This is a genomic window from Exiguobacterium sp. s128, assembly GCF_018618815.1.
Lineage (GTDB): Bacteria > Bacillota > Bacilli > Exiguobacteriales > Exiguobacteriaceae > Exiguobacterium_A > Exiguobacterium_A antarcticum.
Map to the genome: position 1 here is coordinate 1 of NZ_JACSMT010000017.1, position 18205 is coordinate 18205.

An 18205-nucleotide genomic window follows, 5' to 3' on the forward strand; every position below is an offset into this window, starting at 1 on the left:
TTCCCATGCCGAACACGGAAGTTAAGCACTTGAACGCCGAAAGTAGTTGGGGGCTTCCCCCTGTGAGGATAGGACGTTGCCAGGCCATTGAAAGGACCGATCTGCATATGCAGATCGGTCCTTTTTGTGTATACCAAATGAAAAGACTAAATGGTTGCATTTCACTTTTAAGATGATTACTATTAAATCAAACAATAGTCAAAGATGGTCAGAGAGGTGGTGCCCATGCAAAACATCACAGATATCATCGAAGCCTATTTAAAGCAGATTTTACATGATGAGAAAAAAATTGAAATCAAACGTCAAGAAATTGCTGAACGTTTTGATTGTGTACCATCACAAATCAACTATGTCATCAATACCCGTTTTACGATTGAAAAAGGTTATTTTGTTGAAAGTAAGCGTGGTGGTGGCGGTTATATCCGGATTCAAAAAATCGTAATTTTGGATAGCCATGATCTGTTAGACGAGATGAGCCGATGGATTGGGAATGACTTGACGGAACAAGCAGCGGAAGATTATTTGATTCGCTTAGTGAATGAACAACTTTTAACACGACGTGAAGCCATTGTCGTCCAATCCTTGTTACAAAAAGAAAGTTTGCCGATGGTACTTGAAGATCAACGTCGTATGCGGGCTCATTTGATGCAGACACTTTTGAAAACAATCAAACGACTTTGACACGGGAGGAATGTGTATGCGTTGTCAACGGTGTGGTGAACGTGAAGCCGTTGTCCGTGTCAAACTTCCACAAGATACAGAGGAAACCGAACAAGTACTCTGTTCGGTTTGTGTAAAGGAAATGGCCAAAGCCTATCAAGAAACAGCTTGTCCTTCATGTGGAATGACACGTCAACAGGTATTACATTTACGAAAAGTTGGGTGTGCGACATGCTATTCGTTTTTTAAAGAAGAAGTCGATGGGATGATTCGCCAATTTCAACACGGTCATACGAAACATTATGGTTCACGGCCTGAAGAAGAGTCGGTCGAAAGACGTTTATCGCAACAATTAAGTCGACTCAAAGAACAGTTGAATCGTAAGATCTTATCAGAAGATTATGAAGAAGCCGAGGTCCTGAAACAACAAATTTTAAATGTGGAGGAGGATTTGCGCCATGTTTGAAAAATTATTGACGCAACCTCTTAGCGAAAAGATGAATCAACAAGCACCCTACGATGATATCGTCGTCTCGACCCGGATTCGTTTAGCTCGGAATGTCACCCATTATCCGTTCTCGACAAGATTGACAGAAACGCAGGCTGCTGCCTTGATTGATGAAACTGAGCGACAGCTATCGGGGTTAAAAGGGTTTCAATTCGGACGGGTCGACCAAGTCGATGCTTTAACACGAACTGCTTTAGTAGAAAAACATTTAATCAGTCCGGCACTCGCAACTCATCCACGCACAGGACTCTTTGTGAGTGAAGATGAACAAATTAGTGTCATGGTGAATGAAGAAGATCATTTCCGCATTCAGACATTGTTACCCGGCCTGCAACTAGAAGAGGCTTTTCGGGTAGCGAAACAAGTCGATCTGTTGATTAGTGAACGCTTTAAAATCGCTTTTGACGATACACTTGGTTACTTGACGACTTGTCCGAGCAACGTCGGCACAGGTCTTCGTGCGTCTGTGATGTTACATTTGCCTGGTCTTGTCCTAACGAATCAAATCCAAGGCTATATCAAACACTTGCGACAGCTGGGTTTTGCGATTCGTGGACGTTACGGCGAAGGTAGCGATGCGTCTGGAAGAATGTTTCAATTGTCGAATCAACGGACGCTTGGAGCGAGTGAAGATATGCTGATTACCGATTATCAATTCGCCGTCGAAGCATTAATTGAGGCGGAACAAGCCGCAAGAAAAGGATTATTGGAGATGTATCAAGAAGAACTAGAGGACCGGTTGTATCGGTCGTACGGCATTCTAAGATCTGCGCGTTTGATTACGGCGCGAGAAGCGACGGAACGGTTATCCGATGTTCGGTTGGCTGACAGCTTAGGTTTAGCAGTCGAACTTCCGCCAAGTTTGTTCCATCATTTACTCGTATCGTTACAAACAGGTTTTCTACAAAAGCATTTCGGGAAACAATTAACATCAAGAGAACGGGACATCGAACGAGCGACTGTCATTCGCGAGATGTTAACCGAGCAGACAAAAAGGGATCACACACAAGGAGGTTTTGCGTAATGATGTTTGGACGATTCACAGAACGTGCTCAACGCGTACTCGCACTTGCTCAAGAAGAAGCGGTACGTCTTGGTCACCATAATATCGGGACAGAACATATTTTACTCGGACTTGTACGTGAAGGAGACGGGATTGCGGCGAAAGCATTAACGGCACTCGGACTCAGTTCAGATAAGATTCAAATGGAAGTCGAAGCATTGATCGGTCGTGGTCAAGATGGTGCGACGACGATTCACTATACACCACGTGCGAAAAAGGTTATCGAACTTTCGATGGATGAAGCGCGTAAACTGGGTCACTCGTATGTCGGAACAGAACACCTCTTGCTCGGTTTGATCCGTGAAGGAGAAGGTGTCGCGGCACGTGTCTTAAACAACCTCGGGATCAGTCTCTCAAAAGCGCGTCAACAAGTATTACAACTGTTAGGCAACAGTGAAACGACAGCAAACGCCTCACAAGCTGGATCAGGCGTCGCGACACCAACGCTTGATGGTCTGGCTCGTGACTTGACACAGCAAGCTCGTGAGACACGTCTTGACCCAGTCATTGGTCGTGCAAAAGAAATCCAACGTGTCATTGAAGTCTTAAGCCGCCGGACGAAAAATAATCCCGTCTTAATCGGGGAACCAGGTGTTGGTAAAACAGCTGTCGTCGAAGGACTAGCGCAACAAATCGTCAATAATGAAGTGCCGGAGACGTTACGGAATAAACGCGTCATGGTACTCGACATGGGGACACTCGTCGCGGGCACGAAGTATCGTGGTGAGTTTGAAGATCGGTTGAAGAAGGTCATGGACGAAATTCGTCAGGCTGGTAACATCATTCTCTTCATCGATGAACTGCACACGTTGATCGGTGCTGGTGGAGCAGAAGGTGCGATTGATGCGTCGAACATCCTGAAACCATCACTCGCACGTGGGGAACTTCAATGTGTCGGAGCAACGACACTTGATGAGTACCGGAAATACATCGAAAAAGATGCGGCACTCGAACGTCGTTTCCAACCAATCCAAGTTGCTGAGCCCACAACGGATGAAGCAACACAAATCTTGTTTGGTCTTCGTGACCGTTATGAAGCACATCACCGTGTCACCATCACGGATGAAGCGATTCACGAAGCGGTTACACTTTCGGATCGGTACATTTCGGACCGTTTCCTACCGGATAAAGCCATCGACCTGGTTGATGAAGCAGCTTCGAAAGTCCGTCTTCGTTCGTATACAGCACCACCCAACTTAAAAGAAGTCGAAGCAAAGCTTGAAGGTATTCGTAAAGATAAAGATGAAGCCGTTCAAAGTCAGGAATTCGAAAAGGCAGCAAGTCTTCGCGACACGGAACAAAAATTGCGCGACGAGCTGGAGCGTTTGAAAGAGGAATGGCAGAACAAGCAAGGCAACGAAAAACTTGAAGTCACAAAAGACGATATCGCACAAGTCGTCGCCAACTGGACAGGTGTTCCCGTCACGAAAATCGCGGAAGAAGAAACAGATCGTTTATTGCGTCTCGAAGAAATTCTTCATGGTCGCGTCATCGGTCAAAACGAAGCGGTTAAATCCATTTCAAAAGCCATCCGTCGTGCTCGGGCTGGACTCAAAGATCCAAAACGTCCGATTGGTTCGTTTATCTTCCTCGGTCCGACTGGTGTCGGTAAAACGGAACTCGCACGAGCGGTTGCGGAAGCGATGTTCGGTGACGAGGATGCCATCATCCGAATCGACATGTCTGAGTACATGGAGAAACATGCGACAAGTCGCCTAGTCGGTTCGCCTCCGGGATATGTCGGGTATGAAGAAGGCGGTCAATTAACAGAAAAAGTTCGCCGCAAACCATACTCTGTCATCTTGCTCGATGAGATCGAAAAAGCGCACCCTGAAGTCTTCAACATCTTACTTCAAGTGCTGGATGACGGACGTTTGACGGATTCAAAAGGTCGCACTGTCGACTTCCGGAATACAATCATCGTCATGACATCAAACGTCGGAGCAAGTGCACTCAAACGAAATAAATATGTTGGATTTGCCGTATCAGATGACACGGATCGTGAGTATAAAGACATGAAGGGTAAAGTCATGGATGAGTTGAAAAAAGCCTTCCGCCCTGAGTTCTTGAACCGGATCGACGAAACGATCGTCTTCCACTCACTTGAGAAGAAACACATCGAAGAAATCGTTAAATTGATGGCTAAAACGCTTGAAAAACGACTTGCTGAACAACAAGTGCATTTCGAGTTGACGCCAGCTGCGCTCTCGAAAATTGCGGATATCGGATATGATCCAGAGTACGGAGCGCGTCCGATTCGCCGTGCGCTTCAACGTGAAGCGGAGGATCGTTTGTCGGAAGCCTTGCTTGCGGGAGACATCCAAAAAGGTGAACGTGTAGCACTTGATGTCGAAGATGGCGAATTCATCGTCCGCCGTCATCAAGCTGAACCAGCAACCACTGAATAAGTGATCAACAGGGTCCAGCTTTCGCAAGTATGAGGCGAAAGCTGGACTTTTTTCTTGATAAAGAGAAAGGATGAATCGATTGGCTAAACTGAAGACAAAATTTGTTTGTCAAAGCTGTGGGACGGAATCTCCAAAATGGATGGGGCGTTGCTCCGGCTGTGGTGAGTGGAATACGATGGTGGAGGAAGTCATCGAGGAGAAAAAGGCACGGCGTGGATCGGCTTTTGTCCATACGACAACTAAACAATTAAAACCGGAGCGACTGTCGGATATCGTATCGCAAGAAGAGAGTCGTGTCTTCACAGGGAGTAGTGAGTTTGACCGTGTCCTCGGTGGCGGAATCGTACCAGGCTCGATGGTGCTCGTCGGAGGTGATCCCGGAATCGGGAAGTCGACGATTTTACTCCAGACGAGTGCTCGTCTCGCACAGCGTGGTGAAAAGGTGCTTTATATTTCCGGTGAGGAATCACTGAAGCAGACGAAATTAAGAGCGGAGCGACTCGGCTTACCGACTCAGGATTTATTTGTCCTCAGTGAGACTGACATGAACATGATCGAGCGGGTCGTCGATGAAGAAAATCCTGCTTTCTTAATCATCGATTCGATCCAAACGGTTTATATTGATGAGATTCAGTCCGCACCAGGAAGTGTGACCCAAGTTCGTGAATGTACAGCCATGTTGATGAAAATTGCTAAGAGTCGTGGGATTGCCATCTTCATCGTTGGTCACGTGACGAAGCAAGGGTCGATTGCCGGTCCACGTCTGCTTGAGCACATGGTGGATGCCGTGTTGTATTTCGAAGGGGAACGTCACCATACGTTTCGGATTTTACGGGCTGTCAAAAACCGATTTGGCTCGACCAATGAGATTGGAATCTTTGAAATGCGGGAGTCAGGTCTCGAAGAAGTCTTGAATCCGTCAGAAATCTTCTTGGAAGAACGGACGTCCGGGGTGTCCGGTTCGACGATCGTTGCTTCGATGGAAGGGACACGAACGGTTCTTGTCGAATTACAAGCCTTGATTTCACCGACTTCATTCGGAAACCCACGTCGTATGGCGACCGGAATCGATCAGAATAAAGTGGCCCTGTTGATGGCGGTTTTAGAAAAAAGGTCCGGCTTATTACTTCAGACACAAGATGCATATCTCAAGGCAGCGGGTGGTGTCAAACTGGATGAACCAGCGATTGATTTAGCGATTTGTGTCGCCGTCGCTTCGAGTTTTCGGGATAAACCGACACGACCGACCGACGTCGTCATCGGCGAAGTCGGCTTGACAGGAGAAGTCCGACGGGTGTCACGGATCGAGCAACGGGTCGCGGAAGCTGCAAAACTTGGTTTCACGCGTGCCATCATTCCGAAAAACAACTTAGGTGGATGGACGTATCCTCCAGGCATCACAGTGATTGGTGTCGAAAGTGTGGATGAAGCATTACGCGAAACGATTCCTTTTTAAGTCAGTGCAACTACGATAAAGGAAGGGGCAACTGTCACAGACCTGTAAACAGTATCCCCTTCCTAAGGCGTAGGTGATTCAAATAAATACATGTTACAATGAACTTAAAATAATAAAAGGAGGTGGGGAGATTGAAAATCGTCATCAGGATCTTTTTTGCGTTACTAGGTCTTGCGCTTGGTATCTTGTTGCTTCCTGAATTATTTCAACTGATTGAAGCCGCGACGAAGATGGCTTTCCCGGACTGGTTGATGACCACATATGTAACAGGAACGATTGGTGCACTCATATTTTTATTAATTGGATTATTCATTACGGATTCTGTGATTCGACTTCTCCGGTTTTTAGAAGAAAAGTTAGTCAAAGCACCTGTCGCTGATTTATTTTTCGGCACATTCGGTCTACTGATTGGTCTCGTCATGGCCTTTCTCGTCAGCATGTTAATCGAACTCGTTGATATTCCGCTACTCAGCAACGTCTTAACGATTTTTGTCACGGCACTGTTCGGGTACCTTGGATTTACGGTCGGTTACCGGAAACGTCACGAACTGACAAAAGTCTTCTTGCGCAATAACAGTAATCAAGCAGAGAAAAAAGCGGTGGCAGAACCTGTCGTCGTCACAAAATCGAACAGTAAAGTCCTCGATACGAGTGTCATCATCGACGGTCGGATTACCGACATCGCGAAAACAGGTTTCGTCGAAGGGAAATTGATCGTTCCGCAATTCGTCATCGGAGAGTTACAGTATATCGCGGACTCATCGGATACACTGAAACGGAACCGTGGACGCCGTGGACTGGATGTCTTAAAAGAATTGCAGTCGATTCCCGGAATGGAAGTCGAAATTTATGATGGTGATTTTGAAGACGTGTCGGAAGTGGACATCAAGTTGATTAAGCTCGCCGAATTGATCAAAGGGATCGTCGTCACAAATGACTACAACTTAAATAAGGTCTGCGAAGTCCGGAATGTTCCTGTTCTCAACATCAATGATTTAGCGAATGCCGTCAAGCAGGTGGTCATTCCCGGTGAAGAGATGACGGTTCTTGTCATCAAAGAAGGAAAAGAACAAAAGCAGGGGATCGCTTATCTCGAAGACGGAACGATGGTCGTCGTCGAAGAAGGAAAACATCTGATTTCGAAGACGATTGGTGTCGTCGTGACCAGTGTGCTTCAAACGTCTGCTGGACGGATGATTTTTGCAAAACCTCAAGAAAAATAAACAGCAGGCTGCCAAATTCGTTTTGGCAGTCTTTACTTATGGGAAAAGAGGGAACTAGATGAAAGAACAGACTTATCGCATTGTCATTCCGGCTGCCGGAGCAGGTAAACGGATGGGAGCCGATCGAAATAAATTGATGTTGTTGTTACGAAACCGCTCCATCATCGAGTGGACACTGGATGTCTTCGAACAAGACGATCAATGTCTTGAAATCATCCTTGCAATCAATCCAGCAGAACAGACTTGGTTTGAATCGATCACGGCGCAGTACGAGACGACAATCCAACTGATTCCAGGTGGACGCGAACGGCAGGAGAGTGTCCGGCGAGGATTAGCCGTGATCACCGAGCCCGGCATCGTCCTGATCCATGATGGGGCACGTCCATTCGTGACACTCGACGCGATTCACCGTGTCGTCGCAGCAGCTGAAGTAACGGGTGCGGCCATTCTTGCCGTCCCTATCAAAGATACCGTCAAACGGGTCGAGCAGGATAGGATTGTCGAAACCGTTCCACGGGAGCAGTTGATGGCGGCTCAAACCCCACAAGCGTTTCAACTCGAGACGATTCGGACGGTCCATGAAAAAGCAGCCACAGAATTTTTAGGTACGGATGATGCAAGTTTGATAGAATGGGACGGAGGTACGGTGACTCAGGTGACCGGACAATACGAGAACATTAAAGTAACGACACCCGACGATTTAGTATTTGGTGAAGCGATTTTAACGAAACGGGGGAAATGATGATGATTCGAATTGGACAAGGATTTGATGTACATGCGTTTGCAGAGGATCGGAAACTGATTTTAGGTGGAATCGAAATTCCGCACACAAAAGGATTACTCGGTCATTCCGATGCGGATGTCTTGTTACATACGATTGCCGATGCGGCACTTGGAGCGATCGCAGCAGGCGACATCGGGAAACATTTTCCGGACACGGATCCGGAATTCAAAGATGCGGATTCCGCAAAACTGTTGCAACATGTGTATGCGCTCGTCAAGGAGCAGGGATATGAACTTGGTAATCTCGATGCGACGGTGATTGCACAGGCGCCGAAATTACGTCCATATATCGATACGATGCGTGCCCGGATCGCAGAACTGCTCGAAGCAGATATTGAACAAATCAATGTGAAGGCAACGACGACAGAATGGCTTGGCTTTACGGGACGTGAAGAAGGAATCGCATGCCAGGCTGTGATTTTGCTGAAACGAATCGAAGAATAAGGTATACTAGGTAAGCGAATTTTAGACTAAGGGAGTGGATCGGTAATGGCAGAAGTACGTGTACGTTATGCACCAAGTCCAACGGGACATCTTCATATTGGAAACGCACGAACAGCGTTGTTTAACTACCTGTTCGCACGACATGCAGGCGGGAAAATGATTTTACGAATCGAGGATACGGACCAGAAACGAAACATTGACGGCGGTGTCGAAAGTCAGATGAAGTATCTGGAGTGGCTCGGCATCGATTGGGATGAAGGTCCGGGTCGTGGCGGCGAATACGGTCCTTACTTCCAGATGGAACGACTGGATCTATACAAAAAGTATACGGACGAGTTGCTTGAAAAAGGGCTTGCGTATCGCTGCTATATGACATCAGAAGAGCTCGAAGCAGAGCGGGAAGCCCAGATCGCCCGTGGTGAAGCGCCACGTTATTCTGGTGCACACCGTAACTTGACGCAAGAGCAAGAAGAGGCATTTGTTGCAGAAGGACGAACACCATCGATCCGGATTCGTGTACCGGAAGATGTGACGTATACATGGCATGATATCGTTAAAGAAGACGTCTCGTTTGAGTCAAAAGACTTCGGAGATTGGGTCATCGTCAAGAAGGACGGTATCCCGACATACAACTTTGCTGTTGTCATCGATGATCACTTGATGGCAATCAGCCATGTGCTTCGTGGTGACGATCATATCTCGAACACACCAAAACAGATGATGATTTATGATGCGTTCGGTTGGGAATATCCAACGTTCGGTCACATGACGCTGATCGTCAATGAAGAGCATAAAAAGTTGTCAAAACGTGACCAATCGATCATTCAATACATCGAGCAGTATAAAGATCTCGGATATCTGCCAGAAGCGTTACTCAACTTCGTGACGTTACTTGGTTGGTCGCCGGTTGGTGAACAAGAAATCTTTACGAAGGAAGAGTTCATTGAAATCTTCGATGCCTCCCGTCTTTCGAAAAGTCCAGCTGTCTTCGATCAGCAGAAATTGGCTTGGATCAACGGACAATATATGAAACACCAATCGTTTGAAGAAGTGTTCGAAGCCAGTTTACCGTTTTTACAAGAAGCGGGTCGTGTATCAAGTGAGCCGACGGAAGAAGAACGAATCTGGGCACAAGATCTAGTCGGACTGTACCGGGAACAGATGACACATGGTGCAGAAATCGTTGAGCTTTCAGAGATGTTTTTTGAAGAAGAACTGGTGTATGATGAAGAGGCAAACACTGTTTTGGCAGGAGAAATGGTTCCTACCGTCTTAAGTGAGTTCGCGACTCAGTTGCGGACACTTGAAGACTGGACGCCGGAAGCCATCAAAGGTGCGATTAAATCGACACAAAAAGCAACTGGACAAAAAGGAAAAAACTTGTTCATGCCAATCCGCGTCGCAACGACCGGACAGACACACGGACCAGAACTTCCGAACACGATTCAACTATTAGGAAAAGACCGCGTACTCGCGCGTCTGGACGCATAAATAAAGCGTAGATGAGGAAAGTAGGAACGATGCCTGTTGTACAGAGACGAGCTTGCGTGATGAGAGAGCTTGAACAGACGCGTTTCGAAATGCCCCTCTGAGTGCTACCCGAAATCAGTGAGAGTAGGCGTAGACGTATCTCCGGCGTTAACGGATCGGAGAGGGATGAAGTTTTTCATCCAAACAGAGTGGGACCGCGCTGATTAGCGTCTCTGTGCAGCGATGCACGGGGGCGCTTTTTCTTATGGAGAGGAGAACGAACATGACACGGATGCGTGAAGATATCCGAAATGTATTTAAGCAAGATCCGGCAGCACGGAGTACGGTCGAAGTCGTATTGACCTATCCTGGACTCCATGCCGTCTGGATGCACCGATTCGCTCATCGTTTGTGGAAGATGAATCTGCATCTGGCTGCCCGGATGCTCGCTCAATTCAGTCGTTTCTTAACGGGGATTGAAATCCATCCTGGAGCAACAATCGGACGACGCTTTTTCATCGACCATGGTATGGGGGTCGTCATTGGTGAAACGGCGATCATCGGGGATGATGTCACCCTGTTTCAAGGTGTGACGCTTGGCGGAACGGGGAAAGAGACGGGGAAACGGCATCCGACACTCGGAAATGGGGTCCTCGTTTCAGCGGGAGCCCGCGTGCTCGGAGATATTAAAATAGGAGATTCCTCCAAAATCGGTGCGAGTTCCGTGGTGTTAAAGGATGTGCCGGCAAACGCAACAGTCGTCGGGATTCCTGGTCGAGTCGTCGTCCAAGACGGGATCAAAGTCGATGCGCCATTAGATCATCAGTTACCGGACCCGGTCCGTGAATGCCAAGAACGAATTGAACTAGAGCTCGAACAACTAAAACGTGAGATTGAACGAATAAAAGGAGGACGCCGCCATGATACAACTTTACAACAGCATGACCGGAAAAAAGGAACCATTTAAACCGTTAGAAGAAGGCAAGGTCAAGATGTATGTCTGTGGACCAACTGTCTACAATTACATTCATATCGGAAATGCCCGTCCGGCCATCGTGTTTGATACCGTCCGCCGCTACTTCACGTATCGTGGATATGAAGTGAAATACGTCTCGAACTTCACGGATGTCGACGATAAAATCATTCGGACGGCCAATGAACTGGGAGAAGATTACCACGAATTAACGAAACGTTTCATCGACGCGTATCATGCGGATACCGGCGCGTTGAATGTCCAAAAAGCAGATATCCATCCGCTCGTCACGGAAACGATGGACGATATCATCGCCTTCATCGAAGTGCTCGTCGAAAAAGGAAACGCCTATGCATCAAGTGGCGATGTCTATTTCCGGACACGCAGCTTTGAGAACTACGGGCAATTGAGCCAACAGTCGATCGATGAGCTCCGGTCCGGCGCCCGGATTGAAGTGGGTGAGAAAAAAGAAGATCCACTCGACTTCGTGTTATGGAAAGCGGCAAAACCAGGTGAGCCGGCATGGACCAGTCCGTGGGGCGAAGGGCGTCCCGGCTGGCACATCGAATGCTCGGCGATGGCGAAAAAGTATCTCGGCGATACGATTGATATTCACGCGGGAGGACAAGACTTAAAATTCCCACACCATGAAAATGAGATTGCTCAGTCGGAAGCTTGTAACTCGCAAAAGTTCGCCAATTACTGGATGCATAATGGATTCCTCAATATTGAAAATGAAAAGATGTCAAAATCACTCGGGAATTTCCTGACGGTCCACGAAGCGATCCAAGCGGTCGATCCGATGGTCTTACGTTTCTTCATGTTATCGGTCCAATACCGTCATCCGATCAACTACAGCCGTGAACTGATCGATCAGGCGGCAAATGGTCTGGCGCGGATCCGTGAATCGGTCGCAAACGTCGAACATCGTCTGACGATGACGGCGAACCTGGGCACATCAAATGAAAAGTGGTTGAAACGGATTGAAGCGATCAAACAACATTTCGTGACATCGATGGATGACGACTTCAATACGGCGAATGCGGTAACGGATTTGTTTGATTTATCCAAAGAAGCAAACCTGTATCTCGGAGAGGACCAAGTCGCAACGGAAGTCCTTGAACGATTTTTAGCCGTCTTCGATGAATTGTCGACCGTTCTTGGTGTCACACTCACGGTCGATAAAGGATTGCTCGACGAAGAAGTCGAACAATTGATCCGTGACCGGGACACGGCACGAAAAGACCGTGACTTCGCACGGGCTGACGCAATCCGGGATCAACTGCGTGACCAGGGCATCTTACTTGAAGACACGGCGCAAGGGATGCGGTGGAAGCGCGGATGAAAAATTATAAACAATTAAATGCCTTGGCACTCGCCTATATGGGGGATGTCGTGTATGAATTACATGTCCGGGAACGGTTACTCGATCAAGGGTTCGTCAAACCGGGAGACCTGCATCAGGCGGCGATCCGATATGTCCGGGCGCAAGCTCAGGCCTTAGTCGTCACCCACTGGCTGAACACGGACACGTTAACGGAAGAAGAACAGGCTGTCGTCCGTCGTGGTAAAAATGCGAAATCAGGTTCTGTACCTAAAAGTACGGATGTCCACACGTATCGTTACGCGACGGCATTTGAAGCCCTGTTAGGATATGTTTATCTTTCAAAAGGAGGGAATCGTCTTGAAGAACTCATCGGACAAGCGTTCACATTACTCGAAAACGAAGCAACGGACGGAAAATAAATCAGGCCACCCATTACGGAAACCAAAAGGCGATAAGCCGAGTGTTGAGAAACAGAAATGGATTGAAAAGAAACAGGAAGACCCGATCGTGATTGAGCCGCTCGAAGAAGGGCAAGATTTCTTATACGGACGGAACCCGGTCCTTGAAGCCTTACGGACGGGACGTGAGATGAACAAGCTGTTCATTCAAGAAGGGCAACAGAAAGGACCACTCGCGGTCATTCACGCGATGGCCAAAGAAGCCGGTGTCCAGACGCAAATCGTTCCCCGTTCGAAGCTCCATGGCCTGACGGGGAGTGACAACCACCAAGGAGTCGTCGCGGCCGTCGCGGCTTACGAATATGCGGAACTCGATGACATTTTTGCGCTCGCGGAGAAAAAAGACGAGACCCCATTGATGATTTTGCTGGATGAACTGGAAGACCCGCATAATCTGGGATCGATTCTCCGGACGGCGGATGCGGTCGGTGCTCACGGCGTCATTATCCCAAAACGCCGGTCCGTCGGATTGACGCAGGTCGTCGCGAAAGCATCTACCGGTGCGATCGAACATATACCGGTCGTCCGTGTGACGAACTTGACCCGGACGATGGAAGACTTGAAGAAAAAAGGCATCTGGTTTGTCGGAACGGATGCACGTGAAAGTGACGACTACCGGACGCTCGACGGGACGATGCCACTCGGGATCGTCATCGGCAGTGAAGGAAAAGGGATGAGCCGGCTCGTCCGCGAAAAATGTGATTTTCTTGTCCATCTCCCGATGGCAGGGCACGTCACGTCGCTGAATGCGTCCGTCGCAGCCTCTTTACTGTTGTATGAGGTCTACCGGACGAGAAAGCCGTATTCGCGATGAAATATGACCGTCTGATCGTTGATGGCTACAATATCATTGGCGCATGGCCGGAATTCCGGACATTGCGGGAGCAGGATTTTGAATTAGCACGGGAACGATTGGTCGATGCGATGGCCGAGTACCAAGCTGTAACAGGAATTAGCGTGACGATTGTCTTCGATGCCTATCTCCAACCGGGACGAGAATCCCGGATCAAGAAAAGTGGGATTGAAGTCATTTATACCCGTGAAAATGAAACGGCCGATGAATGGATTGAGAAAACAGCAGCAGAGTGGTTACAAGATATCCGGGTCAAGTTGACCGTTGCGACCAATGATTTTACGGAGCAATGGGTCATCTTTACGCTGGGGGCGCTTCGTATCTCGGCACAAGAGTTACGCCGCGATTGGAAAGCAGCTGTCGTGGTCATTCGAGGACAGACGTCGGTTTCGAAGACAAGCAAAAAACCACGGTCGACGATTGATATGCCGGCAGATGTCATCGAACGTCTCGAACAAATACGCCGGCGTAAAAACTCGGATTCATGACAGGGTTGGACGAACGGGATTCACGAGTAAATCGTGGATCTCGTTTTTTGTCTTTAAATCATCTGTCAGATCACCATGTGCCAAAATGGAAGAAAAAAGAGGTCATGCCAATTTTTATTGTCGTACGATAGGAAATTATTGTATAATTAGAAACAATCGATTAGTTTGTCAGAGAAGCTTGGAGGGATGAAGGATGAGTTTGGTTTCGTTCGACCAGTTTGAGTGCATGACCGATGAGGCGCTTGTGGAACAAGCGAAGGTATTTGACAACAGTGATGCGCTCGAATTTCTGATCGAGCGGTATCGGAACTTCGTGCGTGCAAAGGCACGGTCCTATTTCTTGATTGGGGCGGACCGGGAAGATATCATTCAAGAAGGAATGATCGGACTATATAAAGCAGTCCGTGATTATCGGACGGATAAGCTCGCTTCTTTCAAAGGATTTGCCGAACTCTGTATCACACGACAGATGATCACGGCAATCAAAACCGCGACACGGCAAAAACATATTCCGCTCAATTCATACATTTCGCTTGATAAGCCGATTTACGATGATGAATCAGAGCGGACGTTACTCGACATCATCACATCGACGGTCCCTTCCGATCCACAAATTCTGATTGTGAACCGGGAAGAGTATGCGGACATCGAAAGTAAGATGGATGAAATTTTGAGTGATCTCGAACGTAAAGTCCTTGCTCTTTATCTCGATGGGAGAACGTATCAAGAAATTTCGGATGATCTCGATCGTCATGTCAAGTCAATCGACAATGCCCTTCAACGTGTCAAGAAGAAATTAGAACGGTACCTCGAGGCACGGAAACTGACCGTATGATCGAGAGGTGGATTGACCACCTCATCCCGGTGTGCTACTGTATAAATAGCGCCTTACTAGCGAGACGCCGCTCAGAGGCGTTTTTTTTTACGCTCTTTTTTGGAGAGAGGGTTCTCTTCTTGAAGAGAAGGAGTGGCAAAGAAGGAGGTCGTTTGAGATGGCTAAGAAAGTAGGCCTTGCTTGTGATATTTGCGGTGCCCGCGACTACACGACGATGAAAAAAGAGGATGTCAGCATCCGCTTGGAACTAAAAAAGTTCTGTCGCCGCTGTAACGCGCATACGATTCATAAAGAAGCGAAATAAGGCTTCATCTGTCCCGATTTAATACATCCTGGAGGGAAAGTACGATGAAATTTTTGCGTGACGTATGGAATGAACTGAAAAAGACGAGCTGGCCAAAACGAAAAGAACTGACGAAGTATACGCTGACCGTAATCGGTATGGTCATTTTCATGGGTGTCTTCATCTTCGGTATCGATTCTGGGCTCAGCGCATTCATGAGTTGGTTGATTAAGTAAAAAGAAGAGGTGACGTACCATGGATAAGCAGTGGTTTGTTGTCCAAACGTACTCTGGATTCGAAAACAACGTCAAGGCAAACCTTGAACGTCGGATCGAATCTATGAACATGGACGAGAAGATCTTCCGTGTACTCGTTCCGATCGAAACGGTACAGGAAGAAGTAACAAATAAAAAAGGTGAGACGAAAATCAAGGAACGTGAAATCAAGATCTTCCCAGGGTATGTCCTTGTGGAAATGGTCATGACCGATGATTCTTGGTATGTCGTCCGTAACACGCCGAACGTCACAGGATTCCTTGGTTCGGTCGGCGGCGGTTCAAAACCGACACCACTTCTTCCTGAAGAAGCAGAAAACATTCTTGGATCAATGGGACTTGTCGACATGAAGAGTCGTTATGACTTTACGATGGGACAAATTGTTCGGATCAAAGAAGGTGCGTTTGAGAACCTAGAAGGAACGGTTGAAGAGCTCGACACGGAAACGGAAAAAATGAAGGTTTCTGTCGATATGTTCGGTCGTGAAACGAAAGTGGAGCTTGATTTCTCGCAGGTTGAGAAAATAGATTAAGTTTCCTATTGCGAAACTTTTGTTTTAATGGTACAATTTTTCCTGTTTGATGTTGTGCTTATTTCGATAAATTACTCGTCGAATAGAATGAGTGGGAGGACGCGCAACGTCCAATTAAACCACATTAAAGAATTAAGGAGGTGTGTCTCGTGGCGAAGAAGGTTATGAAACTAGTTAAACTTCAAATTCCTGCGGGCAAAGCAAACCCAGCTCCACCAGTTGGACCGGCACTCGGTCAAGCAGGTGTGAACATTATGGGCTTCTGTAAAGAGTTTAACGCTCGTACACAAGACCAAGCCGGCTTGATTATTCCTGTAGTCATCACGGTTTTTGAAGATCGTTCATTTACGTTTATTACTAAAACTCCACCAGCAGCAGTTCTCTTGAAGAAAGCAGCTGGAATCGAGAGCGGTTCAGGCGAGCCTAACCGTAAGAAAGTAGCGACTGTCAAACGTGACAAAGTTCGCGAAATCGCTGAAACGAAAATGCCAGACCTCAACGCAGCATCTGTTGAAACAGCGATGTTGATGGTTGAAGGTACTGCACGTTCTATGGGTATCGTAATCGAAGACTAAGTCTTTTGATTACAATGAACAACGATGAGGGTCGCAGGCGGATAGTTACTTGAAGCCTTGCTACCCTTTCATTATGTGGGAGGATTTTCCGCACAACCACAAAGGAGGAACCTAAAATGGGTAAGAAGTATAAAGAAGCTGCTAAACTTATCGATCGTACGGTTTCATACGAACTCGCTGAAGCTGTAGATCTTACTAAAAAGTCTGCAACTGCGAAATTCGATGAAACAATCGAACTTGCTGTTCGTCTCGGAGTCGATCCGAAGAAAGCAGATCAACAAATCCGTGGAGCAGTCGTATTGCCACACGGTACTGGTAAAACACAAAAAGTTCTCGTCTTTGCTAAAGGTGAGAAATTAAAAGAAGCGGAAGCTGCTGGAGCAGACTTCGCTGGTGATTCTGAGTACATCACTAAAATCCAACAAGGATGGTTCGACTTCGATGTTATCGTTGCGACACCTGACATGATGGGTGAAGTTGGTAAACTCGGCCGTGTTCTCGGACCTAAAGGCCTCATGCCTAACCCGAAAACAGGAACAGTTACATTTGACGTCACAAAAGCAATCAACGATATCAAAGCTGGTAAAGTTGAGTACCGCGTTGACAAATCAGGTAACATCCACGTTCCAGTCGGTAAAAAATCATTCGATAACGAGAAGTTGATTGAAAACATCACGACCGTTATGGAAACTCTCGTCAAAGTTAAACCAGCTACTGCTAAAGGTGTTTACCTGAAGAACATCGCGATCGCTTCAACAATGGGTCCTGGTGTAAAAGTATCTGCGGTTGACTTCGCGAAATAATTTCGTCTAAAACGAACTTGACAACGTTCTAAGAACGCTGTTACAGTATAAAACGTTGATATATTCGACATACCGTAGACAGAAGGTGCTCATCGATTGAGCATAAACCCTTCCGAGGTGTTCTTGCTCAGAGAGCCTGTTTGTTCAGGTATCCTTTTTGACGATTACGCCTCCTCTGCTTTGCAGACGGAGGCTTTTTATTTGAAATCGAGCAGCCCCTCGCGCCGGTACATTCCATTTACCAGGAGGTGCAACAGAAATGGCAAACGAAAAAGTTATCGCTGTCAAAGCGGATCTCGTATCTGAGATCGCTGAGAAAATGCAAGCGAGTGCTGGAACGATCGTCGTCGACTACCGTGGTCTCACAGTAGACGAAGTAACTGAACTTCGTAAACAACTCCGCGAAGCGGGCGTTGAATTCAAAGTTTACAAAAACGGTCTCCTCCGCCGTGCAGCAGTTCAAAGCAATCTTGAAGGTCTTGAGGAAGTCTTTACAGGTCCTACTGCGATCGCCTTCAGCAATGAAGACGTTATCGCTCCAGCTAAGATCTTAAACAACTTCTCGAAAGAACACAAAGCTCTTGAGCTTAAAGGTGGTATCATCGAAGGCAAAGTCACTTCAGTAGAAGATGTCAAAGCCCTTGCGGAACTTCCGTCACGCGAAGGTCTCCTTTCGATGCTTCTCAGCGTGCTTCAAGCGCCAATCCGCGGTCTTGCGGTGGCAACGAACGCAATTGCAGAGCAAAAAGAAGAACAATCTGCTTAATGTCCGCTTAGCGGGATAGGCA

At 47.3% G+C, this 18205-nt stretch carries 21 protein-coding genes, 1 rRNA gene and 2 other annotated features; all 22 genes read left to right on the forward strand.

All coding sequences use genetic code 11. From position 1 onward, the window contains the following. Nucleotides 1-85: ribosomal RNA gene (gene rrf, locus KNQ13_RS16325) — 5S ribosomal RNA — on the forward strand; the annotation flags it as partial. Nucleotides 86-225: 140 nt separating this feature from the next. Beyond that, a complete protein-coding gene (locus KNQ13_RS08190) occupies nucleotides 226-681 on the forward strand; it encodes a CtsR family transcriptional regulator (RefSeq protein WP_014969123.1) in 456 nt (151 codons plus the stop codon). A 16-nt stretch (nucleotides 682-697) separates the two neighbouring features. Beyond that, nucleotides 698-1126 carry a hypothetical protein gene (locus tag KNQ13_RS08195; protein WP_026830516.1) on the forward strand — a complete coding sequence of 143 codons (429 nt, stop codon included), beginning with the start codon at nucleotides 698-700 and terminating at the stop codon, nucleotides 1124-1126. After that, nucleotides 1119-2192, forward strand: coding sequence for an ATP--guanido phosphotransferase (locus tag KNQ13_RS08200; protein ID WP_026830517.1), 1074 nt, complete (start codon nucleotides 1119-1121; stop codon nucleotides 2190-2192). The genes KNQ13_RS08195 and KNQ13_RS08200 overlap by 8 nt, the downstream gene beginning before the upstream one ends. Next, nucleotides 2192-4639 (forward strand): ATP-dependent protease ATP-binding subunit ClpC, encoded by a 2448-nt coding sequence (gene clpC, locus KNQ13_RS08205; protein ID WP_014969126.1) that lies wholly within the window; start codon nucleotides 2192-2194, stop codon nucleotides 4637-4639. The genes KNQ13_RS08200 and clpC overlap by 1 nt, the downstream gene beginning before the upstream one ends. 79 nt (nucleotides 4640-4718) lie before the next feature. Then, a complete protein-coding gene (gene radA, locus KNQ13_RS08210) occupies nucleotides 4719-6095 on the forward strand; it encodes a DNA repair protein RadA (protein ID WP_026830518.1) in 1377 nt (458 codons plus the stop codon). A 131-nt stretch (nucleotides 6096-6226) separates the two neighbouring features. Next, entirely contained in the window at nucleotides 6227-7318 is a 1092-nt protein-coding gene (locus KNQ13_RS08215) for a PIN/TRAM domain-containing protein (protein ID WP_014969128.1), read from the forward strand. 58 nt (nucleotides 7319-7376) lie between these two features. Then, the gene (ispD, locus tag KNQ13_RS08220) at nucleotides 7377-8060 is read left to right on the forward strand and encodes a 2-C-methyl-D-erythritol 4-phosphate cytidylyltransferase (RefSeq protein WP_026830519.1); all 684 of its coding nucleotides are present in this window, start codon (nucleotides 7377-7379) and stop codon (nucleotides 8058-8060) included. A gap of 2 nt (nucleotides 8061-8062) precedes the next feature. Next, the gene (gene ispF, locus KNQ13_RS08225) at nucleotides 8063-8545 is read left to right on the forward strand and encodes a 2-C-methyl-D-erythritol 2,4-cyclodiphosphate synthase (protein WP_014969130.1); all 483 of its coding nucleotides are present in this window, start codon (nucleotides 8063-8065) and stop codon (nucleotides 8543-8545) included. A gap of 45 nt (nucleotides 8546-8590) precedes the next feature. After that, nucleotides 8591-10036 (forward strand): glutamate--tRNA ligase, encoded by a 1446-nt coding sequence (gltX, locus tag KNQ13_RS08230; protein ID WP_014969131.1) that lies wholly within the window; start codon nucleotides 8591-8593, stop codon nucleotides 10034-10036. Further along, nucleotides 10036-10253 (forward strand) — a binding site (T-box leader). It overlaps the preceding gene by 1 nt. Nucleotides 10254-10298: 45 nt before the next feature. Beyond that, nucleotides 10299-10982: a serine O-acetyltransferase gene (gene cysE, locus KNQ13_RS08235; protein ID WP_014969132.1), complete on the forward strand. Its 684-nt coding sequence runs from the start codon at nucleotides 10299-10301 to the stop codon at nucleotides 10980-10982. Beyond that, nucleotides 10936-12333, forward strand: coding sequence for a cysteine--tRNA ligase (cysS, locus tag KNQ13_RS08240; protein WP_026830520.1), 1398 nt, complete (start codon nucleotides 10936-10938; stop codon nucleotides 12331-12333). Before cysE ends, cysS begins: the two co-directional genes overlap by 47 nt. Next, nucleotides 12330-12734, forward strand: coding sequence for a Mini-ribonuclease 3 (locus KNQ13_RS08245; RefSeq protein WP_026830521.1), 405 nt, complete (start codon nucleotides 12330-12332; stop codon nucleotides 12732-12734). Before cysS ends, KNQ13_RS08245 begins: the two co-directional genes overlap by 4 nt. 88 nt (nucleotides 12735-12822) lie before the next feature. Beyond that, on the forward strand, nucleotides 12823-13587 hold the full coding sequence (rlmB, locus tag KNQ13_RS08250; protein ID WP_014969135.1) for a 23S rRNA (guanosine(2251)-2'-O)-methyltransferase RlmB: 765 nt from the start codon (nucleotides 12823-12825) through the stop codon (nucleotides 13585-13587). Continuing rightward, nucleotides 13584-14114: an NYN domain-containing protein gene (locus KNQ13_RS08255; RefSeq protein WP_026830522.1), complete on the forward strand. Its 531-nt coding sequence runs from the start codon at nucleotides 13584-13586 to the stop codon at nucleotides 14112-14114. Before rlmB ends, KNQ13_RS08255 begins: the two co-directional genes overlap by 4 nt. A 193-nt stretch (nucleotides 14115-14307) precedes the next feature. Further along, nucleotides 14308-14949 (forward strand): RNA polymerase sporulation sigma factor SigH, encoded by a 642-nt coding sequence (sigH, locus tag KNQ13_RS08260; protein ID WP_026830523.1) that lies wholly within the window; start codon nucleotides 14308-14310, stop codon nucleotides 14947-14949. Between the two features lie 157 nt (nucleotides 14950-15106). Then, the gene (gene rpmG, locus KNQ13_RS08265; RefSeq protein ID WP_012368993.1) at nucleotides 15107-15253 is read left to right on the forward strand and encodes a 50S ribosomal protein L33; all 147 of its coding nucleotides are present in this window, start codon (nucleotides 15107-15109) and stop codon (nucleotides 15251-15253) included. Nucleotides 15254-15297: 44 nt separating this feature from the next. Further along, complete coding sequence (gene secE, locus KNQ13_RS08270; RefSeq protein WP_014969138.1) at nucleotides 15298-15468, forward strand: preprotein translocase subunit SecE; 171 nt, start codon at nucleotides 15298-15300, stop codon at nucleotides 15466-15468. A 19-nt stretch (nucleotides 15469-15487) separates the two neighbouring features. Continuing rightward, a complete protein-coding gene (nusG, locus tag KNQ13_RS08275; protein ID WP_014969139.1) occupies nucleotides 15488-16039 on the forward strand; it encodes a transcription termination/antitermination protein NusG in 552 nt (183 codons plus the stop codon). Nucleotides 16040-16188: 149 nt separating this feature from the next. Next, nucleotides 16189-16614, forward strand: a complete 426-nt coding sequence (gene rplK / locus KNQ13_RS08280; RefSeq protein WP_012368996.1) for a 50S ribosomal protein L11 — start codon at nucleotides 16189-16191, stop codon at nucleotides 16612-16614. A gap of 116 nt (nucleotides 16615-16730) precedes the next feature. Then, the gene (gene rplA / locus KNQ13_RS08285; RefSeq protein WP_014969140.1) at nucleotides 16731-17417 is read left to right on the forward strand and encodes a 50S ribosomal protein L1; all 687 of its coding nucleotides are present in this window, start codon (nucleotides 16731-16733) and stop codon (nucleotides 17415-17417) included. Between the two features lie 54 nt (nucleotides 17418-17471). Beyond that, nucleotides 17472-17626, forward strand: a sequence feature (ribosomal protein L10 leader region). A 50-nt stretch (nucleotides 17627-17676) separates the two neighbouring features. Continuing rightward, nucleotides 17677-18183, forward strand: a complete 507-nt coding sequence (gene rplJ / locus KNQ13_RS08290; RefSeq protein WP_014969141.1) for a 50S ribosomal protein L10 — start codon at nucleotides 17677-17679, stop codon at nucleotides 18181-18183. Nucleotides 18184-18205 lie beyond the last annotated feature (22 nt).

Bases quoted from the DNA above. Each gene is read 5' to 3' on its own strand.
- KNQ13_RS08195 (WP_026830516.1), top strand. From the start codon at position 698: ATGCGTTGTCAACGGTGTGGTGAACGTGAAGCCGTTGTCCGTGTCAAA.
- KNQ13_RS08255 (WP_026830522.1), top strand. From the start codon at position 13,584: ATGAAATATGACCGTCTGATCGTTGATGGCTACAATATCATTGGCGCA.
- KNQ13_RS08190 (WP_014969123.1), top strand. From the start codon at position 226: ATGCAAAACATCACAGATATCATCGAAGCCTATTTAAAGCAGATTTTA.
- cysE (WP_014969132.1), top strand. From the start codon at position 10,299: ATGACACGGATGCGTGAAGATATCCGAAATGTATTTAAGCAAGATCCG.
- nusG (WP_014969139.1), top strand. From the start codon at position 15,488: ATGGATAAGCAGTGGTTTGTTGTCCAAACGTACTCTGGATTCGAAAAC.
- rplA (WP_014969140.1), top strand. From the start codon at position 16,731: ATGGGTAAGAAGTATAAAGAAGCTGCTAAACTTATCGATCGTACGGTT.
- KNQ13_RS08200 (WP_026830517.1), top strand. From the start codon at position 1,119: ATGTTTGAAAAATTATTGACGCAACCTCTTAGCGAAAAGATGAATCAA.
- sigH (WP_026830523.1), top strand. From the start codon at position 14,308: ATGAGTTTGGTTTCGTTCGACCAGTTTGAGTGCATGACCGATGAGGCG.
- KNQ13_RS08245 (WP_026830521.1), top strand. From the start codon at position 12,330: ATGAAAAATTATAAACAATTAAATGCCTTGGCACTCGCCTATATGGGG.
- rpmG (WP_012368993.1), top strand. From the start codon at position 15,107: ATGGCTAAGAAAGTAGGCCTTGCTTGTGATATTTGCGGTGCCCGCGAC.
- secE (WP_014969138.1), top strand. From the start codon at position 15,298: ATGAAATTTTTGCGTGACGTATGGAATGAACTGAAAAAGACGAGCTGG.
- gltX (WP_014969131.1), top strand. From the start codon at position 8,591: ATGGCAGAAGTACGTGTACGTTATGCACCAAGTCCAACGGGACATCTT.
- clpC (WP_014969126.1), top strand. From the start codon at position 2,192: ATGATGTTTGGACGATTCACAGAACGTGCTCAACGCGTACTCGCACTT.
- cysS (WP_026830520.1), top strand. From the start codon at position 10,936: ATGATACAACTTTACAACAGCATGACCGGAAAAAAGGAACCATTTAAA.
- rplJ (WP_014969141.1), top strand. From the start codon at position 17,677: ATGGCAAACGAAAAAGTTATCGCTGTCAAAGCGGATCTCGTATCTGAG.
- ispF (WP_014969130.1), top strand. From the start codon at position 8,063: ATGATTCGAATTGGACAAGGATTTGATGTACATGCGTTTGCAGAGGAT.
- ispD (WP_026830519.1), top strand. From the start codon at position 7,377: ATGAAAGAACAGACTTATCGCATTGTCATTCCGGCTGCCGGAGCAGGT.